13 protein-coding genes and 1 pseudogene are annotated in these 15537 nt (G+C 53.5%); 9 read left to right on the top strand and 5 right to left on the bottom strand.

What is annotated here, in order from left to right:
- Window positions 1–7: 7 nt before the first annotated feature.
- Together OMR58_RS11550 and OMR58_RS11545 are read left to right on the top strand one after the other, a co-directional pair.
- Window positions 8–1705 (top strand): ABC transporter ATP-binding protein, encoded by a 1698-nt coding sequence (locus tag OMR58_RS11550; RefSeq protein ID WP_347710570.1) that lies wholly within the window; start codon window positions 8–10, stop codon window positions 1703–1705.
- Window positions 1698–3455, top strand: a complete 1758-nt coding sequence (locus tag OMR58_RS11545) for an ABC transporter ATP-binding protein (RefSeq protein WP_264545977.1) — start codon at window positions 1698–1700, stop codon at window positions 3453–3455. The genes OMR58_RS11550 and OMR58_RS11545 overlap by 8 nt, the downstream gene beginning before the upstream one ends.
- A 458-nt stretch (window positions 3456–3913) precedes the next feature.
- On the opposite strand, the gene OMR58_RS11540 is transcribed toward OMR58_RS11545, so the two are convergent.
- Window positions 3914–4870: a VirK/YbjX family protein gene (locus OMR58_RS11540; RefSeq protein WP_200560738.1), complete on the bottom strand. Its 957-nt coding sequence runs from the start codon at window positions 4868–4870 to the stop codon at window positions 3914–3916.
- Between the two features lie 298 nt (window positions 4871–5168).
- On the opposite strand from OMR58_RS11540, the gene OMR58_RS11535 reads away from it, so the two are divergent.
- A complete protein-coding gene (locus tag OMR58_RS11535; protein ID WP_264545976.1) occupies window positions 5169–6059 on the top strand; it encodes a GNAT family N-acetyltransferase in 891 nt (296 codons plus the stop codon).
- Between the two features lie 52 nt (window positions 6060–6111).
- Here OMR58_RS11535 and OMR58_RS11530 read toward each other — a convergent pair whose 3' ends face one another.
- Together OMR58_RS11530 and OMR58_RS11525 are read right to left on the bottom strand one after the other, a co-directional pair.
- Entirely contained in the window at window positions 6112–7323 is a 1212-nt protein-coding gene (locus tag OMR58_RS11530; RefSeq protein ID WP_264545975.1) for a sensor histidine kinase, read from the bottom strand.
- Complete coding sequence (locus OMR58_RS11525; protein WP_444861312.1) at window positions 7320–8003, bottom strand: response regulator transcription factor; 684 nt, start codon at window positions 8001–8003, stop codon at window positions 7320–7322. The genes OMR58_RS11530 and OMR58_RS11525 overlap by 4 nt, the downstream gene beginning before the upstream one ends.
- 89 nt (window positions 8004–8092) lie before the next feature.
- Here OMR58_RS11525 and OMR58_RS11520 point away from each other — a divergent pair, with 89 nt between their 5' ends.
- The 6 genes and pseudogenes from OMR58_RS11520 (at window position 8093) to OMR58_RS11500 (ending at window position 13882) form a co-directional block, all read left to right on the top strand.
- Complete coding sequence (locus OMR58_RS11520; RefSeq protein WP_264545974.1) at window positions 8093–8881, top strand: MipA/OmpV family protein; 789 nt, start codon at window positions 8093–8095, stop codon at window positions 8879–8881.
- 149 nt (window positions 8882–9030) lie between these two features.
- Window positions 9031–10302: a 4-aminobutyrate--2-oxoglutarate transaminase gene (locus OMR58_RS11515; RefSeq protein ID WP_264546052.1), complete on the top strand. Its 1272-nt coding sequence runs from the start codon at window positions 9031–9033 to the stop codon at window positions 10300–10302.
- Between the two features lie 249 nt (window positions 10303–10551).
- On the top strand, window positions 10552–12759 hold the full coding sequence (gene katG, locus OMR58_RS11510; protein ID WP_200560742.1) for a catalase/peroxidase HPI: 2208 nt from the start codon (window positions 10552–10554) through the stop codon (window positions 12757–12759).
- 210 nt (window positions 12760–12969) lie between these two features.
- Window positions 12970–13059: pseudogene (locus tag OMR58_RS26005) on the top strand (STM2901 family protein); the annotation flags it as partial.
- Window positions 13053–13382 (top strand): DUF1493 family protein, encoded by a 330-nt coding sequence (locus OMR58_RS11505; protein WP_264545973.1) that lies wholly within the window; start codon window positions 13053–13055, stop codon window positions 13380–13382. The pseudogene OMR58_RS26005 and the gene OMR58_RS11505, both read left to right, overlap by 7 nt.
- Window positions 13383–13396: 14 nt before the next feature.
- Window positions 13397–13882 (top strand): Hcp family type VI secretion system effector, encoded by a 486-nt coding sequence (locus OMR58_RS11500; RefSeq protein ID WP_264545972.1) that lies wholly within the window; start codon window positions 13397–13399, stop codon window positions 13880–13882.
- A 108-nt stretch (window positions 13883–13990) separates the two neighbouring features.
- Here the strand turns inward: OMR58_RS11500 and OMR58_RS11495 are convergent, their stop codons facing one another.
- Entirely contained in the window at window positions 13991–14122 is a 132-nt protein-coding gene (locus OMR58_RS11495; protein ID WP_264545971.1) for a hypothetical protein, read from the bottom strand.
- Window positions 14123–14263: 141 nt separating this feature from the next.
- On the bottom strand, window positions 14264–15517 hold the full coding sequence (locus tag OMR58_RS11490) for a purine-cytosine permease family protein (RefSeq protein ID WP_264545970.1): 1254 nt from the start codon (window positions 15515–15517) through the stop codon (window positions 14264–14266).
- Window positions 15518–15537: the final 20 nt, after the last annotated feature.

The following is a 15537-nucleotide window of genomic DNA, read 5'->3' as shown; positions in this document are numbered from 1 at the left end:
GCTGTCGATGAGCCTGGCGGTGTGCTATTCGCTGCTGGCGCTGGTGCCGTACGTGCTGGTCTGGCGGCTGGTGGACGGCATGCTCAGCGATCGCGCGCTGACCGCCGGACAGGTGTGGCAGTGGGTCGGGCTGGCGGCGCTGGCGCTGGCGCTGAAAATCGCCCTGCAGCTCACCTCCGGCCTGCTGTCGCACCAGGCGGCCTTCCGGCTGCTGTTCGACCTGCGCCGCCGGGTGATCGAACGGGTCGGCAGGCTGCCGCTCAGCGTCTGTCATCAGCATACTTCCGCCCGGCTGAAGAAGATTATTTCCGACGATATCGGCCGCATCGAAACCTTTGTCGCTCACCATCTGCCGGATATGGCGGCGGCGATAATCACCCCGCCCGCCGCCGCGCTGCTGCTGTTTTTCTTTGACTGGCGGCTGGCGCTGGTGGCGCTGATCCCACTGCCGGTGGCGATCCTGATGCAGTGCTGGATCTTTCGCGGCTTCAGCGGGCGCATCGGCGACTATCACCGGGTGGTGGCGGATCTGCATACCAGCATCACCGACTTTGTGAAAAGCATGCCGCTGGTAAAAACCTTCAATATGACGGTGGACTCCCATCGCCGCTATGCCCGCGCGGTGGATGAGCACTATCAACTGGTCAGCGGCTGGCTGCGCGACACGCGTACACCGATGGCGCTGTTCAAAATCAGCATCGACATCGGGCTGCTGTGCCTGATGCCGGTGGGGATCTGGCTGTTCGCCCAGGGCGAGGTGACGCTGGCGACGCTGTTTATGTTCCTGCTGCTTGGCGTGGGGCTGATGGAGCCGCTGTTTAACCTGCTGCAGTTTGCCGGGATGTTCAGCGAGCTGCTGAAAGGGGTGGAAAACATTCGCGACTTCGCCACCATGCCCGTGCAGCAGGAAGCCGGGCAGTGGGCGACGCTGAAGCACTACGATATCCGCTTCGAGCAGGTCGGTTTTGCCCACGGCAACAGTCAGAAAGCGACGCTGGAAAACCTCAGTTTTACCGCTCATCAGCATCAGATCACCGCTATCGTTGGCCCCAGCGGCGCGGGGAAAACCACCGCAGCGCAACTTATCCCCCGGCTGTACGAATATCAGCGCGGCGAGGTGCTGATTGGTGACGTGCCGATCACCGCGATGCCGCTGGAGCAACTGATGTCGCTGGTCAGCGTGGTATTCCAGGACGTGTTTATCTTTGAAGAAACGGTGGAGAACAATATCCGCATGGGCAACACCGCGCTGAGCGAGCCGCAGATCCGGGCGGCGGCGTGTGCGGCCTGCGCCGATGACTTTATCCGCGCCCTGCCGCAGGGCTATCACACCCCGATACGGCCCGGCATGCTCAGCGGCGGGCAGGCGCAGCGGCTGGCGATTGCCCGCGCCATCGCCAGAAATGCGCCGATCCTGATCCTCGATGAAGCGACAGCGTTTTCCGATGCGCGCAACGAGGCGCTGATCCAGCAGGCCCTGTCGGCGCTGATGCAGGGCAAAACGGTGCTGGTGATTGCCCACCGGCTGAACACGCTGACCGAGGTCGATAAGATTGTGGTGATGTCCCAGGGAACGAACGTGGCGGAAGGGCCGCACGCTGAACTGCTGGCGGCCTGCCCGCTGTATCTGCATATGTGGCAGGCGCACCAGCAGGCGCGCGAATGGCATCTGCCGGTACGGCAGCCGGAGGTGGTGCATGAATGATATTTTCAAGCTGATGAAACAGGTCGGCAACGCACTTAGCGGCCTGCGCAAAATGGTGCTGCTGACGGTGCTGGATGCGTTTCTCGCCTCGGTGCCTTACGCGCTGCTGTTTTACATCCTGCTCGACATGCTTTCAGGCGCGCCGGATTTGCGCTGGCAGTTCACGCTGGCGGCGGGCTGCCTGCTGTTGATGCTGGTGCGCGTGGCGCTGGCAAGGGTGCTTAACTTCAACCTGTCGCTGATGGGCTTCCGCGCCGGGTATCAGCTGCGCAAATCGCTGGGGGAGCATCTGCGGCGGCTGCCGATGGGCTTCTTTTATCGCACCGATATGAGCAGCGTGAACAATACGCTGCTGAAGGATATCGATATGAGCGAGAAGATCTTCACCCATCTGTACGCGCCGTTTATCGCCAGCGTTTCCGTGGTGTGCTTCTTCGCGCTGGGCCTGCTGTTTAAGGACTGGCGGATGGGGCTGGCGATGCTGTCGACCCTGCCGCTGGCGGTGGCGGCTTTCCTGCTGACCCGCCGCTACGCGCGCCGCTGGACGGCGCAGATGCAGGCGCTGATGTTCCGCCTGAACGACGCGCTGATGGAGTATATCGACGGCATTAAAGAGTTGAAGGCCAGCCGGATGACCGGGCAGGCGTTTGGCCGACTGGATAAGGTGCTGGAGACGACCTGGCGGCAGTCGTTGATCGCCGAGAAGGCCAGCGCCTGGCCGGTTTACAGCTTTAATCTGCTGGTGGAGTGCGGATTTATCGTGCTGCTGGCGGCGGTCAGCTGGGCCTGGCTGGGGCAGACCCTGCCGATGGCCGAGGTGCTGATGTTCCTGATCGCCGCCGTGCGCTTCTTCCGTCCGCTGCTGAATATTTCGATGTTCCTCGCCGAGCTGAACTACTTTGGTCTGGCCGCCGGGCGCATTGCCACAGTGTTCGATCTGCCGGAGCTGCCGCAGGGCAATGAGATGCGCGATCCCGACCGGCTGCGCATTCGGCTGGAGAACGTCAGCTTTGCTTATCCTGAGAAACCGGCTCTGTTCGAGCGGCTGAATCTGACCATTGAGGCACAGCAGGTGACCGCGCTGGTCGGGCCGTCCGGATCGGGGAAATCAACTCTGGCATCGCTGATTGCCCGCTTCTGGGCGCTGGAGGGCGGCACTATCTGGGTCGGCAGCGATTCGCAGCGGATTGATACCGCGAAGATGGACGCCAGCCACTGGCAGTCGTATATCAGCGTGGTGTTTCAGCAGAGCTACGTGCTGAACGATACCATCGCCAATAACCTGCGGGTGGCGCAGCCGGATGCGGGTTTGCAGGCTCTGCGGCGGGTGTGCGAAGCCGCGCGGCTGCTGCCGCTGATCGACAGTCTGCCCGACGGGATGGATACGCTGGTGGGCGCGGGCGGGGTGCATCTTTCGGGCGGCGAGCTACAGCGGCTGTCGATTGCCCGCGCGCTGCTGAAGGATGCGCCGCTGATTATTCTGGACGAGGCCAGCGCGTCGCTGGACCCGGAAAATGAGCGCGATATCCAGCTGGCGATGCAGTCGCTGACCGCCGGGAAAACGGTTCTAGTGATTGCCCATAAACTCTCTTCGGTGCGCTATGCCGACCGGATTGTGGTGATGAATGACGGGCGGATTGTGGAGCAGGGGGATCATCAGCAGCTGATGGCGGCGGACGGGCTGTATGCCGAGATGTGGGGGCTGCAGCAGCAGGCGATGAGCTGGCGGCCGGGGGCGACGGTAGCATAACTGGTCGGCTGGTCGGCTGGTCGGCTGGTCGGCTGGTCGGATCGTTGGCAGGTTGGCTGGGCGATCGGGGCCAGACCGGTGATGGCTGTGCGAAGGTCGCCCGGGCGATCGTGGTCAGGGCCGGGGGGAGACTGCGCACGCCGGAGCGGCAAAACCCGCATCCCTGCGTGCCTCGGAACGCGCCGTCCGTGGCGCGTTACGCCCGGCTTAGCGCAGTCTCCCCCCGTCCCTTTGATATCGGAGATGGCTGTGGGAAATCTGGCTCTACAGACTGAGTCCGTAACGTGGTTTTGTGAAGTGTACTAAGTTTACAGATTGAATTCGGTGGTTGTTGTCCGTGCGTCAGGCTATAGGGACATACTTGCGCCAGTGCAGCAAGCCGCCCCAACGCCTTCAACCGTGCAGCCATTTGAAGCGATGTTTGCAGCGACCGGTTTTGCTCAAATCCCCTTAGCTGCTCAGATGCAGCGGTTACTGGAAAGTTGCCGATCGATCTGGGCAGAAATGTCATCCAGTAGCTGATAGCGTTTGCGGTATTCGGACCTTTTTTTGCTCGGTATATCTTCAAGTGCCTTTCTGTGAGTGCTGGTAGGGAGCAAATAATAATCATCAAATGATGGGTAGCCGCCTGATGTTTCCCAGAATTCATCATAGTCTGCATGCATGTGTTTTTTACGGTTCCTGTATCTCAGTGACTGATAAACATGCGTTCTGTTAGATACGGCCAGTACTGTCTTCACCTTAAAGCGTTGCGCGATAGACAGTAGGAACTCGAAAACCAGCCTTTTGGGAAACATGCCGTGAAGATTTTTAGTCGCGCGCTGGATCCTTTCCTGAGCGCTTTCACCATTGGGACCCTGTAAGCCTCCCACCATCATCCCTCTTACGCCGTCACACTCAATCAGCGTGAAGGTGACGGAGCACAGCAAATCACCCGCGCCATCGCTAAGAATAAGACTGGATTCGCCTTCTCGGTCTAATTTGTGCGTGGAGACAAAGTTAAGACGAAACGATTCTGCGTATTTCGTTTCAAATTCTGCGATACACAGCGAGTTATCAAGATGCCGGTTAAAAACATCGGGAGTGACAACCGTCTGCATAACGGTGTAATGGTACAAAATCGCCTCCAACCCATCCTGTCGACTGAGGATGCTGGTCAGATAAGGGCGATGTAGTCTGCACGGCAGGCGCGGCTGAGCAAGCAGGAGTTTCTCGTAGCTGGGATGCCCGGTAAGCAGTTTTAACAGTTTATGCGTCGTAAACGGCATAAGCAGACTGCGCGCTAAAAACTTGTGACGGAATTTTTTCGAATTCCAGAGTTCATGGGGGATATGTTTTCCCTGAAAAAGCGACAAACAGAGTTTCCATGGCGATAAGGGCAGGGGAAGCATTATTACATCATCTTGATGGGACATAATATTCCTTTATGATTCGATGAGGTTGTCATCAGTCATGAAAATTAAAATTCAGGAGATTTTCAATTCTTCTGTTTCATCATGAAGTATTGAATTCAAGTATCTGAACAGGATTTCATAAGTCTGTTAATTCTGATTCGGGGATTTATCAAGACATTATCAAGATGAGAGGGTTTGGTTTTGATGCTTTCGATAGGTTAATAAGAAGAGAAGGTAAGAACTGTATTCCTTAATGCGGCCTTGACCTTGTGTTGACATAATGATTATACACTCTGATTTTTTAAAGAGTGTTAATTTCATGATTAATCTTAAACGACGTTTATATGGCTGGTCGACGTGCAGTGCAGAAATATATCGCGCGTGTTATGAGATGTTCGGCGGCAGCGTTAACGTTCACCCTGACGTCCTGGATTATGCAACGCAAAAAACAGGTAAGAAACTGGCGTATTATCATAAGAGGGTGAAGGGAAACGTTGTAGCAGCCTATCCGGTCGTTGATGATAAAGATATCGGCGTTAACCTGTGGTCCCGCTATCCCTTTTCTTATGATGAAGTCCTTTTCCCATTAGATAAAACAAAACGATTTCTTCTGCCGGAATCAGGTAATCGGATATCGCCTCTGATGAAAGAGTGTCTGTTAAATGTCAATTACACACTGGCCCGAAAAAAGACCATTTGTTTGGTAAAGGAATCATTTTCTAGCCGAACGCATAAAAATCGGCGAAATGAGTATCGGAAGTTTCTTGCGGCAGGTGGGATATGTATTGATCAGGTTCAGTTTACCGCTGAAGAACTGGTAGATATCTATATCAAACTATTCAATGACAGATTTAAAAATAAGGTGAGATGCTATGGCAGAGAGGAACTGAAGGACACAATAACCTCTCTTCGGCATCTTATGTTTGGCTATGTACTTTTTGTTGGGGAGGAGCCCTCCGCCTTCGATCTTGTTTTTAGTGCAGAAAGTTCGGGCATGATATATTTCGATGTTCCGAATGGTGGCGTTAATCCGAAGCATTCGGCATTGAGTACGGGAAGTTTACTGATGTGGAAAAATATTGAGTCTGCAAAACGTTATGCTGAAGAAAGGAATAAAATTATGCATTTTTCAATTGGTTCTCTTGAAGCCGAGTGGGATTACAAACGAAGGTGGGCTAACGTCATGAAGACCGGAAAGGTGGTGATTTAATTCTCTTATTTAAAGGGTTAACCTGTATATACCAGGTTAACCTGGGGCAGGATTATTTATTGGCGTCATTATCCTTAGGGAGGGAAACGGTAAATGTCAGTCCACCATCCTCATTTTTTTTGACTGAAATTGAGCCATGATGAGCATGGCAGATAGCATCCGCAATCGATAATCCCAATCCTGAGCCCCCGGAGTTTCTTGATCTGGACGTTTCGGCGCGAGAGAATCGTAAAAACATTTCTTCTAAAAAGGGATCAGACACACCATTGCCATAATCCCTGACATTCACGAGGATATTGTTGTCTACATTCAAGAGGGTAAGGTCTATTATTTTTCCCTCTGCGGCATATCTTAACGCATTATCCAGTAAAATAGAGATGACCTGGCCTACCCTGAAATGATCGGCATAGCACATCAACTCTTTTTCACCATAAATATTCACCTCCACACCCAGTTCCAGTAGTTTCGGCTTGAGCCATGACACTTTCTCTCGAACCACGTCGTTGATGGCAATTTTTTGATAATTGAGATACAGCTCGCCTGCCCGCGCCAGTGACAGGAGATGAAGATCTTCAACCAAATGGTTAAGGTGCTGTAACTGCCGCATGACCATTAAATGCTGATCCGCATCGGGACTGAAGACGCCATCAATCAGCCCCTGTAGTCGACCTATAGCCGCGGTAAGGGGGGAACGCAGCTCATGCGCAATGGCAACATGTGACGCTTTTAATTCTTTATCATAACGAGCGAGCTGCGCCGACATGAGATTTAAGTCTTCAGTCAATCGGTTGAGTTCGATGGGTACCGATCCCGGCGTTTCCACCTTAACGCCAAAATTGCCTTTAGCAACCGCGCGTGCCACCTCGGCCAGATGAGAAATATGTTTTGATAAGGGTCTGACAGCTCTTAGCGTGATGAAAATGATGACTGGGATAGAAGCCATGACGAGAGAGATCACCAGAGCCCAGTCGGAAAATTCAAAATCTGGATTGGAAAATTCTAGCCCGTACCATTTGTCAATAATTTCATGATAGCGATTTATGTCGATCGTAGGGTCTTTAATCAAGAAATTAAGTTCATTCCGCTCACTCTCTGGTATTTTGTTTTTCATTAATACGGAAGGAATGTAATATCTTAACCAAATAATGGAGGTGATTATAAGGATAGCGCCTATCGCCAGTGAAAGCAGTCTGGTGCAGATCCAGCGCCAAAGAGTGATAGTGTTTTTTTTATTTTTTGAAAATAAATAATTTCGAAATTTCATTTGTCGCTAAACCTGTAACCAATGCCTCTAATGTTAGTAATCATTCCTTTTTTTCCGGCGAGATCCAGTTTTTTTCTTAAATTGTAGACATGAGTGTCTACTACTCGTTCCAGAGCATCACTTTCCGGGTCACAGGCTTCAAGAAGCGACTGGCGACTAAAGGCCTTAAAAGGATGAGCCATGAAGGTAAACAAAAGCTTCATCTCTGTTGGTGTCAATTCCAGATGATTATTCCTCCCTTCGATTGCGACGTAGGCTCTGAATGCATCGGTGTCGGCATGAATATTTTCAAACTGCAGTTCCTTTACTATTTTTACAGCTGAACTCCGTCGTAAAACGGCATGGATCCGGGCAACCACTTCTCCGGGATTGTAAGGTTTGACGATATAATCATCAGCACCAAATCTTAACGCACTGATTTTATCACTGCCTTCACCAATCGCGGTGATCATAATGATTGGGACGTCGCTCTTTCTTCTGATATCCAATAAAACTTCGGTGCCGCTCTTATTTGGCAGCATTACGTCAAGAAGAATCAGGTCCGGTTTCCAACTCAGGATAAGGTCATATCCTCGTTGTCCATCACTGGCTATCATCGTGTGGAATTGATCCCTTTTTAGATAGGCTTCAAGTACATTTGCTGCATCCAGGTCATCTTCTACGATTAACACTTTTTTCATCTTGATAAAACCTTGATGGTGAGTTGTCAGTATCTTGACTGGGTCAAGTAATAATCTTTGTTTCAGGAAGTATAAGATATATTTGGGGAATGAAGAAGATGAATTTTAAATGCTTATCCACTGCGGGTGTTTTTACAGGCGTGTTTTTTTCAGGATTGGTTAGTGCAGCTGAAAATGAACACCATGTAAGTACAGTTGGTTTAGGCTTTGTCAGCGCCGGGAAATACAGCGGTTCTGATGACAGAACCTTCACTCCGTCGCCTTTCTTTCATTTTCAGTACAATAACATTTTCCTGGATGATGCCGAAGGGCTGGGGATGATGTTTGAACTTACGGATGGATTTTATTTTTCACAGGCGCTGGGATATTCATCCGGACGTAGTGATAAAAATTCAAGCTGGAAAGAAGGCTCAGCAAAACTCAAAGGAATGGGGTCGATAAAAGGAGCATTAACTTCATCGACCACGCTGGGTTGGAGTTACGGTAACCAATTCTCTATTGAAGCGAATTTAACCGCGCCATTAACCGACAGTCAGGGGGTTAAATATCGTGCGGGAATAAATTACAACATATGGTCCAATGACAGTGATACGTTGGTTATTGGTTCTAATGCAAACTTTGGTGATACCCGATCGAATAATACCTTCTACGGAATATCCGAGACACAGAGTGCGCATTCGGGGTATGCGAAATATAAAGCAGGATCGGGATTATACAGCGTAGATACCCGCCTGACATGGACACATATTTTCAATAAGAACTGGTGGAGCTATGCTGACGTCAGCTACACTAAACTCGGTAAAAACGTCCGCGAGAGCAGTATCGTATTTAAAGACCATTCCACCGATTTTTCAGTCGGGTTGCTTTATTCGTTCTGAGTGAAGGGCGGGAAGCGAGAGTCATGGTTCCGGTTAAAAAATCGGTATGGGCTCTCGCCTTAGATATCAGTTCAGGGCTATATAATCATTCATACCTGTTCGTTCAACGTGCGGTATCCGCCAGTTGCCGACTTTAAGTGAGGGATATGATGACTAACGCAGAACTGAATCAACGACGTCAGCAGGCCACACCTCGTGGCATCGGCGTGATGTGTAATTTCTTTGCCGAACGGGCGGAGAATGCCACGCTGTGGGATGTGGAAGGCCGCGAATATATTGATTTTGCCGCCGGGATTGCGGTGCTGAATACCGGGCATCGCCATGCAAAAATCATTGAGGCCGTCACCCGGCAGCTGACGCAGTTTACGCATACCGCCTACCAGATTGTTCCCTATGAAAGCTACGTCTCGCTGGCCGAGAAAATTAACCAGCGCGTGCCGATTGCCGGGCCGTGCAAAACGGCATTTTTCTCAACGGGCGCAGAAGCGGTGGAAAACGCGGTGAAAATTGCCCGCGCGCATACCGGGCGCCCCGGCGTTATTGCTTTTGGAGGTGCGTTCCACGGTCGTACCTTTATGACCATGGCGCTGACCGGCAAAGTGGCTCCCTATAAGCTCGGTTTCGGGCCGTTCCCCGGACAGGTCTTCCACGCCCGTTATCCGAACGCACTGCACGGCGTATCCACCGAAGAGGCCCTTGCCAGCCTGGAAACGCTGTTTAAAACCGATATCGACCCTAAGCAGGTGGCGGCGATAATTCTGGAACCGGTCCAGGGGGAAGGCGGTTTTAATATTGCTCCGGCCGATTTTATGCGGGCGCTGCGTGAGCTTTGCGATCGGCACGGTATTTTGATGATTGCCGATGAGGTACAGGCCGGTTTTGCCCGCACCGGCGAGATGTTTGCGATGGAGCATTACCCAGATGTGGAAGTCGATTTGCTGACGATGGCGAAAAGCCTGGCGGGTGGTCTGCCGCTGTCGGCGGTGGCCGGTAAGGCCGAGGTGATGGATGCACCTGCGCCAGGTGGACTGGGCGGTACTTACGCGGGGAATCCGCTGGCGCTGGCTGCCGCACATGCGGTGCTGGATATTATCGACGGTGAGCGGCTTTGCGAACGCTCCCGCCGCCTTGGCAGCGAACTGGCTGAGGTGCTGAACGGCCTGAAAACGGAATGCGCGGCAATTGCGGAAGTTCGCGCGCTGGGATCGATGGTTGCCGTTGAGCTAAACGATCCCGCTACCGGCCAGCCGTCGGCGGAGCTAACCCGCCTGGTGCAGCAGAAAGCGCTGGAAAACGGTCTGCTGCTGCTCTCCTGCGGCACTTACAGCAACGTTATCCGCTTTCTCTACCCGCTTACGATTCCTGATGCCCAGTTCAAAAGGGCACTGGCGATCCTGAGCGATGCGCTGAAAGCCATCTGATCGCCTTTCTCACCGAATAAAGGCCTGCATAATGCAGGCCTTTTGCGTTGTTGGGCTGCAAACAACGGGTTCAGCGCTAAAAAGCCAAATTATGCGAATTGTTGCCCGCCAATAGGCTGATTGCCCGACGGTTTTCATTACTCCTCTCAGAAAGTAAGGAAAAGGCTATTAAATATATAGGGTGTTTCAAATGTGACCCGCTTAAACCCGCGTATAGAGTAGCCAGAGAATAACAACAGGAGTAGAGCAATGAGCAATTCGACCGATCAAGAAGCAAACGATGCAAAGCCGATTGTTGAAGCAGACAGAGAAGCCCCGGCCGGTAAATGCCCTTTCCATGCGGGGAAACCGAATCAAACCTCCGGCGGCGGCACGGGGAATCGCGACTGGTGGCCTAACCAGCTGCGCGTTGACCTGTTAAACCAGCACTCCTCCCGATCTAATCCGTTAGGTGAATCTTTTGATTACCGCAAAGAGTTCGCCAAACTCGACTATTCCGCGCTGAAAGGCGATCTGAAAGCGCTGCTGACCGATTCGCAGTCCTGGTGGCCCGCCGACTGGGGCAGCTATATCGGGCTGTTTATTCGTATGGCGTGGCACAGCGCGGGGACCTACCGCTCGGTTGACGGACGCGGCGGCTCCGGACGCGGCCAGCAGCGCTTTGCGCCGCTCAACTCCTGGCCTGATAACGTCAGCCTGGATAAAGCGCGCCGTCTGCTGTGGCCGGTGAAGCAGAAATACGGCCAGAAAATCTCCTGGGCCGACCTCTATATTCTTGCCGGTAACGTGGCGCTGGAAAACTCCGGTTTCCGCACCTTCGGCTTCGGTGCCGGGCGTGAAGACGTCTGGGAACCGGATCAGGATGTGAACTGGGGTGATGAAAAAACCTGGCTTGAGCACCGTCACCCGGAAGCGCTGGCGCAGTCGCCGCTGGGAGCAACCGAAATGGGGCTGATCTACGTCAACCCGGAAGGTCCGGAACACAGCGGCGATCCGGCTTCGGCGGCTCCGGCCATTCGCGCCACCTTCGGCAATATGGGCATGAACGATGAAGAGATCGTTGCGCTGATTGCCGGCGGCCATACGCTGGGGAAAACCCACGGAGCGGCACCGGCCAGCCACGTCGGGACCGATCCGGAAGCCTCGCCGATTGAAGCCCAGGGCCTGGGCTGGGCCAGCAGCTACGGCAGCGGGTCCGGTGCGCATGCCATCACCTCCGGGCTGGAAGTGACCTGGTCGCAGACGCCAACCCAGTGGAGCAACTATTTCTTCGAGAACCTGTTCAAATACGAGTGGGTGCAGACCCGCAGCCCGGCAGGGGCGATTCAGTTTGAAGCCAGCAATGCGGGGGATGTGATCCCCGATGCCTTCGACAGTGCGAAGAAGCATAAGCCAACCATGCTGGTCACCGACCTGACCCTGCGCTTTGACCCGGAATTCGAGAAGATTTCGCGCCGCTTCCTGAACGACCCGCAGGCGTTTAATGAAGCCTTCGCCCGCGCCTGGTACAAGCTGACCCACCGCGATATGGGGCCGAAAGCACGCTACATCGGACCGGAAGTCCCGAAAGAAGATTTAATCTGGCAGGACCCGCTGCCGCAGCCGGTTTATCACCCAACGGTCGGCGATATTGCGTTACTGAAAGAGAAAATCAAATCATCCGGTTTGACGGTCAGTGAGCTGGTGTCGGTGGCGTGGGCTTCGGCCTCCACCTTCCGCGGCGGCGATAAGCGCGGCGGTGCCAACGGGGCTCGGCTGGCCCTGCTGCCGCAGCGCGAATGGGAGGTCAACGCCGTTGCCGCCCGCGTGCTGCCGAAGCTGGAAGCGATCCAGCAGTCGGTGCAAAAAGCTTCGCTGGCGGATGTGATTGTGCTGGCCGGTGCGGTGGGCGTGGAGCTGGCGGCGAAGGCGGCCGGAGTGGACATCGAGGTGCCGTTTACCCCGGGCCGCGTGGATGCACGTCAGGATCAGACCGATGTCGATTCGTTCGCCTGGCTGAAGCCGCTGGCCGACGGTTTCCGCAACTATCGCGGGCACGGCGGCGGTTCGACTGAAAACCTGCTGATCGATAAAGCCCAGCAGCTGACGCTGACCGTGCCGGAACTGACGGTGCTGGTGGGCGGGCTGCGTGCGCTGGGTGCCAACTACGACGGCAGCCAGCACGGAATATTTACCGACCGGCCGGGCGAACTGACCGCCGACTTCTTCGTAAATCTGCTGGATATGCGTACCGAGTGGAAAGCGACAGATGCCAGCGCCGAGCGGTTTGAAGGGCGCGATCGTCAGAGCGGAGAGGTGAAATATACCGCCACACGTGCTGATCTGGTGTTTGGCTCCAACGCCGTGCTGCGCGCTTCGGCGGAGGTTTATGCCAGTGAGGATGCGAAAGAGAAGTTTGTGAAGGACTTTGTTGCCGCCTGGAACCGGGTGATGAATCTGGACCGCTTCGAACTTTGACCGACTTTTCCCCGGTGATATCCGCCGGGGAGAACAGACGCCCGCCCGGTTTATGCGGCGAAGGCCGAACGTTATACGCTTAACGTCCGGCTTCGCGGTTTGAATCGCGGCGGGCTTTTTGTTTGATGTATAAAGGCTTAGTGGCTTTGATGAAATGGTAAGAGAATCATTTTATGCGCTTGCAGGATCGCGCGGCTTTGAAGTAATAAAATTATTCTTGCTGCGGATATATCAGAAATTACCTATTGTACAGTTCGTGATTACAACAGGATAGCGAGGGGCGGTGACAAATTATGGTAGCCGATAATATTGAACAACGAATCTACGAGCTTGTAAAACCTTATGCAGGTACGTATCTCTTTACCAAAAAAAATATCACTCTCACGCCTGAAACAGACTTGGATTTTGATTTAAGTATTGATGAACTTGAAGCCGAGGATTTGATGGCTGAGTTTTTTAACACTTTCCTCGTTCAAAAGGGACGCTTCAATATTAAAACATATTTCCCGGATGAGAATATGTCGCTAAACCCATTCAGAAAAAACGCCCCGACAGCTGTTCCTGATTTTACTATTGGAATGCTCATAGCATCAGCCAAAGCGGGTCGTTGCTTATACGATTAAAAAGGAGTTTTACTATGGCCGTACCTGTTCACCTTTGGTTGAAAGATGATGGCGGAGCTGCGATCAAAGGTTCTTGCGATGTCAGAGATCGTGAAGGAAGCATCGAACTTCGCAGTATTCACCATAATCTGTGTATCCCTACTGATATGAATACAGGGAAACTAACAGGAACTCGTCAACATGCGCCCTTTCAATTTGAAAAGGAGATTGATAGTGCCTCCCCTTACATTTATAAAGCTGTTGCTACAGGGCAGGCGTTAAAAAGTGCCGAAATTAGGTGGTATTGTATTAATGATGCGGGGCAGGAGGTTGAGTATTTTAATATCCTATTGGAAGGTGTGAGGGTTATTTCAGTTACACCTACGATGCATGATACCCGGACCAGCACAGGGACCGGACACATGGAAAGTGTTGCTCTGCGATATGAAAGAATTACCTGGAAATATGTTGATGGTAATATTCAGTACACCGATGCATGGAACGAACGAGCAACTGCATAATCATGCAATAAATTTATGTTGGGTTGCCGCCAGCCAAAATCCCTTAAAGTAATACCACCGCGCCTGTCTGATGTGCTTTCGCAGGCGCAGCGGCTATCGGTAAGTATGTTACAGCGCTTTCTGCGGATGGTTCGCCTTAAGCTTTTTGCTCTGCGTATCAGATGCCGAAACCGATTCAATCTTCAGCACAAAAGTCAGCAGCGCATAGATCCCGCCGCCGGACACCATCGAGACAATCACGCCAATATTAGCGGTGGCAAACAGGCTTTTGCGGGCTTCATCGGTCAGTAAAAATCCGACGATATGTGCGATATAAGGATCGCTGGAGGTAATGGTCCCCAGGCCGACCAGCGTGGCGACGCACAGCGCCAGCAGCGCCGTCTAGCGTCCGCTTCTGCCGCCCGATTCGGGTTTGTTGGCCAGGGTCACATCCCAGCCCAGGCGCTTCTGCCGCACGAAATCAATCAGCTGAATAGCTCCGGCGGAGCCGATGACCACCGAGATCGACGCCAGGAATGACTGGAAGGTCGACAGGAAGGAGTCGGAGATAAACATCAGATAGAACGCACCGAAGCCGATAATCAGCGCATTGATCGCGGTGGTCGCCGCGCGGCTGACCGGCAGGCCGAGCGCCAGCAGCGCCAGACCGGAGCTGTAGATACCGGTAATCGCCGCCGACAGCAGGGAGATAATAATCACCACGGAGAACGGTACGTAGAACCACATTGGCAGCAGGTCGGTCAGCGAGGATATCGGTGACTGCGCCGCCGCTGCGCTGAGGTCGGGGTTGCTGTCGGCCAGCAGGGTTCCCAGGATCAGCAGAATACTGACCGGGAAGGAGATGCCCGCCGTGGTCCAGAAAATCACCTTCGAGGCCGGGGTTTTCTTCGGCAGATAGCGGGCAAAATCGCCGCCGTAGTTCAGGAAGCCCAGTCCCACCATGGTCATCGCCATCACCGCGCCGCCGATCCAGGTCAGCAGGCTGCCCTGATGGGCGCTGACGCCCACGCGATCCCAGTGAATGTGCGGCAGGATCAGGAAAATAAAGATAATGCTCATAAATCCGGTCAGCCAGGCGATGTATTTTTCCACCTTCATAATCAGCTGATGACCATAGACCGCCACCGACATGGTCAGCACCAGGCTGAGAATAAACCAGCCGAGTATGCAGCCGAGCGTCGGCTTACCGTCGGCCAGTGCGAAGGCGGCGGGCCAGAGTTTGGCAAACAGCGCCGCGCCGGAGGTGGAGGCGAGGGTGATCAGGGTGATCTTCCAGCCCATATTGGAAATATAGGCAAACAGAGTCGGGAATTTATTGCCGTGATAGCCAAAGCAGAAGCGGGTCTGGGTCAGCGTCGGCAGGCCGGTTCGCGGGCCGCCGACAGCCAGAATACCCACCAGGAAGCAGGAGATCAGATAGCCGACAATACCGGCGCTGATCGACTGCCAGACATTCAGTCCCAGGGAGTAAACGTAAATCCCGTAGGCGATGCCGAGGATTGAGACGTTCCAGGAGAACCACACCGGGAACAGCCCGGACGGCGAGCCGTAGCGTTCAGATTCCGGGACGGTATTGACGCCGTTGGCTTCAACTTTTAGCCCGCCGGAGGTGGGCTGCTGTGTAGAGTTTGTCATCGGATAAGCCTTATCAAGAG

Origin of the sequence: Erwinia sp. INIA01 (genome assembly GCF_025947915.1) — a bacterium.
Lineage (GTDB): Bacteria > Pseudomonadota > Gammaproteobacteria > Enterobacterales > Enterobacteriaceae > Erwinia > Erwinia coffeiphila.
Note: the sequence above shows the minus strand (reverse complement) of the source record. Positions and strands in the feature narration are given on the sequence as shown.

Bases quoted from the DNA above. Each gene is read 5' to 3' on its own strand.
- OMR58_RS11520 (WP_264545974.1), top strand. From the start codon at position 8,093: ATGAAGAAGATGAATTTTAAATGCTTATCCACTGCGGGTGTTTTTACA.
- OMR58_RS11505 (WP_264545973.1), top strand. From the start codon at position 13,053: ATGGTAGCCGATAATATTGAACAACGAATCTACGAGCTTGTAAAACCT.
- OMR58_RS11500 (WP_264545972.1), top strand. From the start codon at position 13,397: ATGGCCGTACCTGTTCACCTTTGGTTGAAAGATGATGGCGGAGCTGCG.
- katG (WP_200560742.1), top strand. From the start codon at position 10,552: ATGAGCAATTCGACCGATCAAGAAGCAAACGATGCAAAGCCGATTGTT.
- OMR58_RS11535 (WP_264545976.1), top strand. From the start codon at position 5,169: ATGATTAATCTTAAACGACGTTTATATGGCTGGTCGACGTGCAGTGCA.
- OMR58_RS11515 (WP_264546052.1), top strand. From the start codon at position 9,031: ATGACTAACGCAGAACTGAATCAACGACGTCAGCAGGCCACACCTCGT.
- OMR58_RS11525 (WP_444861312.1), bottom strand. From the start codon at position 8,003: ATGAAAAAAGTGTTAATCGTAGAAGATGACCTGGATGCAGCAAATGTA.
- OMR58_RS11550 (WP_347710570.1), top strand. From the start codon at position 8: ATGAGCCTGGCGGTGTGCTATTCGCTGCTGGCGCTGGTGCCGTACGTG.
- OMR58_RS11540 (WP_200560738.1), bottom strand. From the start codon at position 4,870: ATGTCCCATCAAGATGATGTAATAATGCTTCCCCTGCCCTTATCGCCA.
- OMR58_RS11530 (WP_264545975.1), bottom strand. From the start codon at position 7,323: ATGAAATTTCGAAATTATTTATTTTCAAAAAATAAAAAAAACACTATC.
- OMR58_RS11545 (WP_264545977.1), top strand. From the start codon at position 1,698: ATGAATGATATTTTCAAGCTGATGAAACAGGTCGGCAACGCACTTAGC.
- OMR58_RS11490 (WP_264545970.1), bottom strand. From the start codon at position 15,517: ATGACAAACTCTACACAGCAGCCCACCTCCGGCGGGCTAAAAGTTGAA.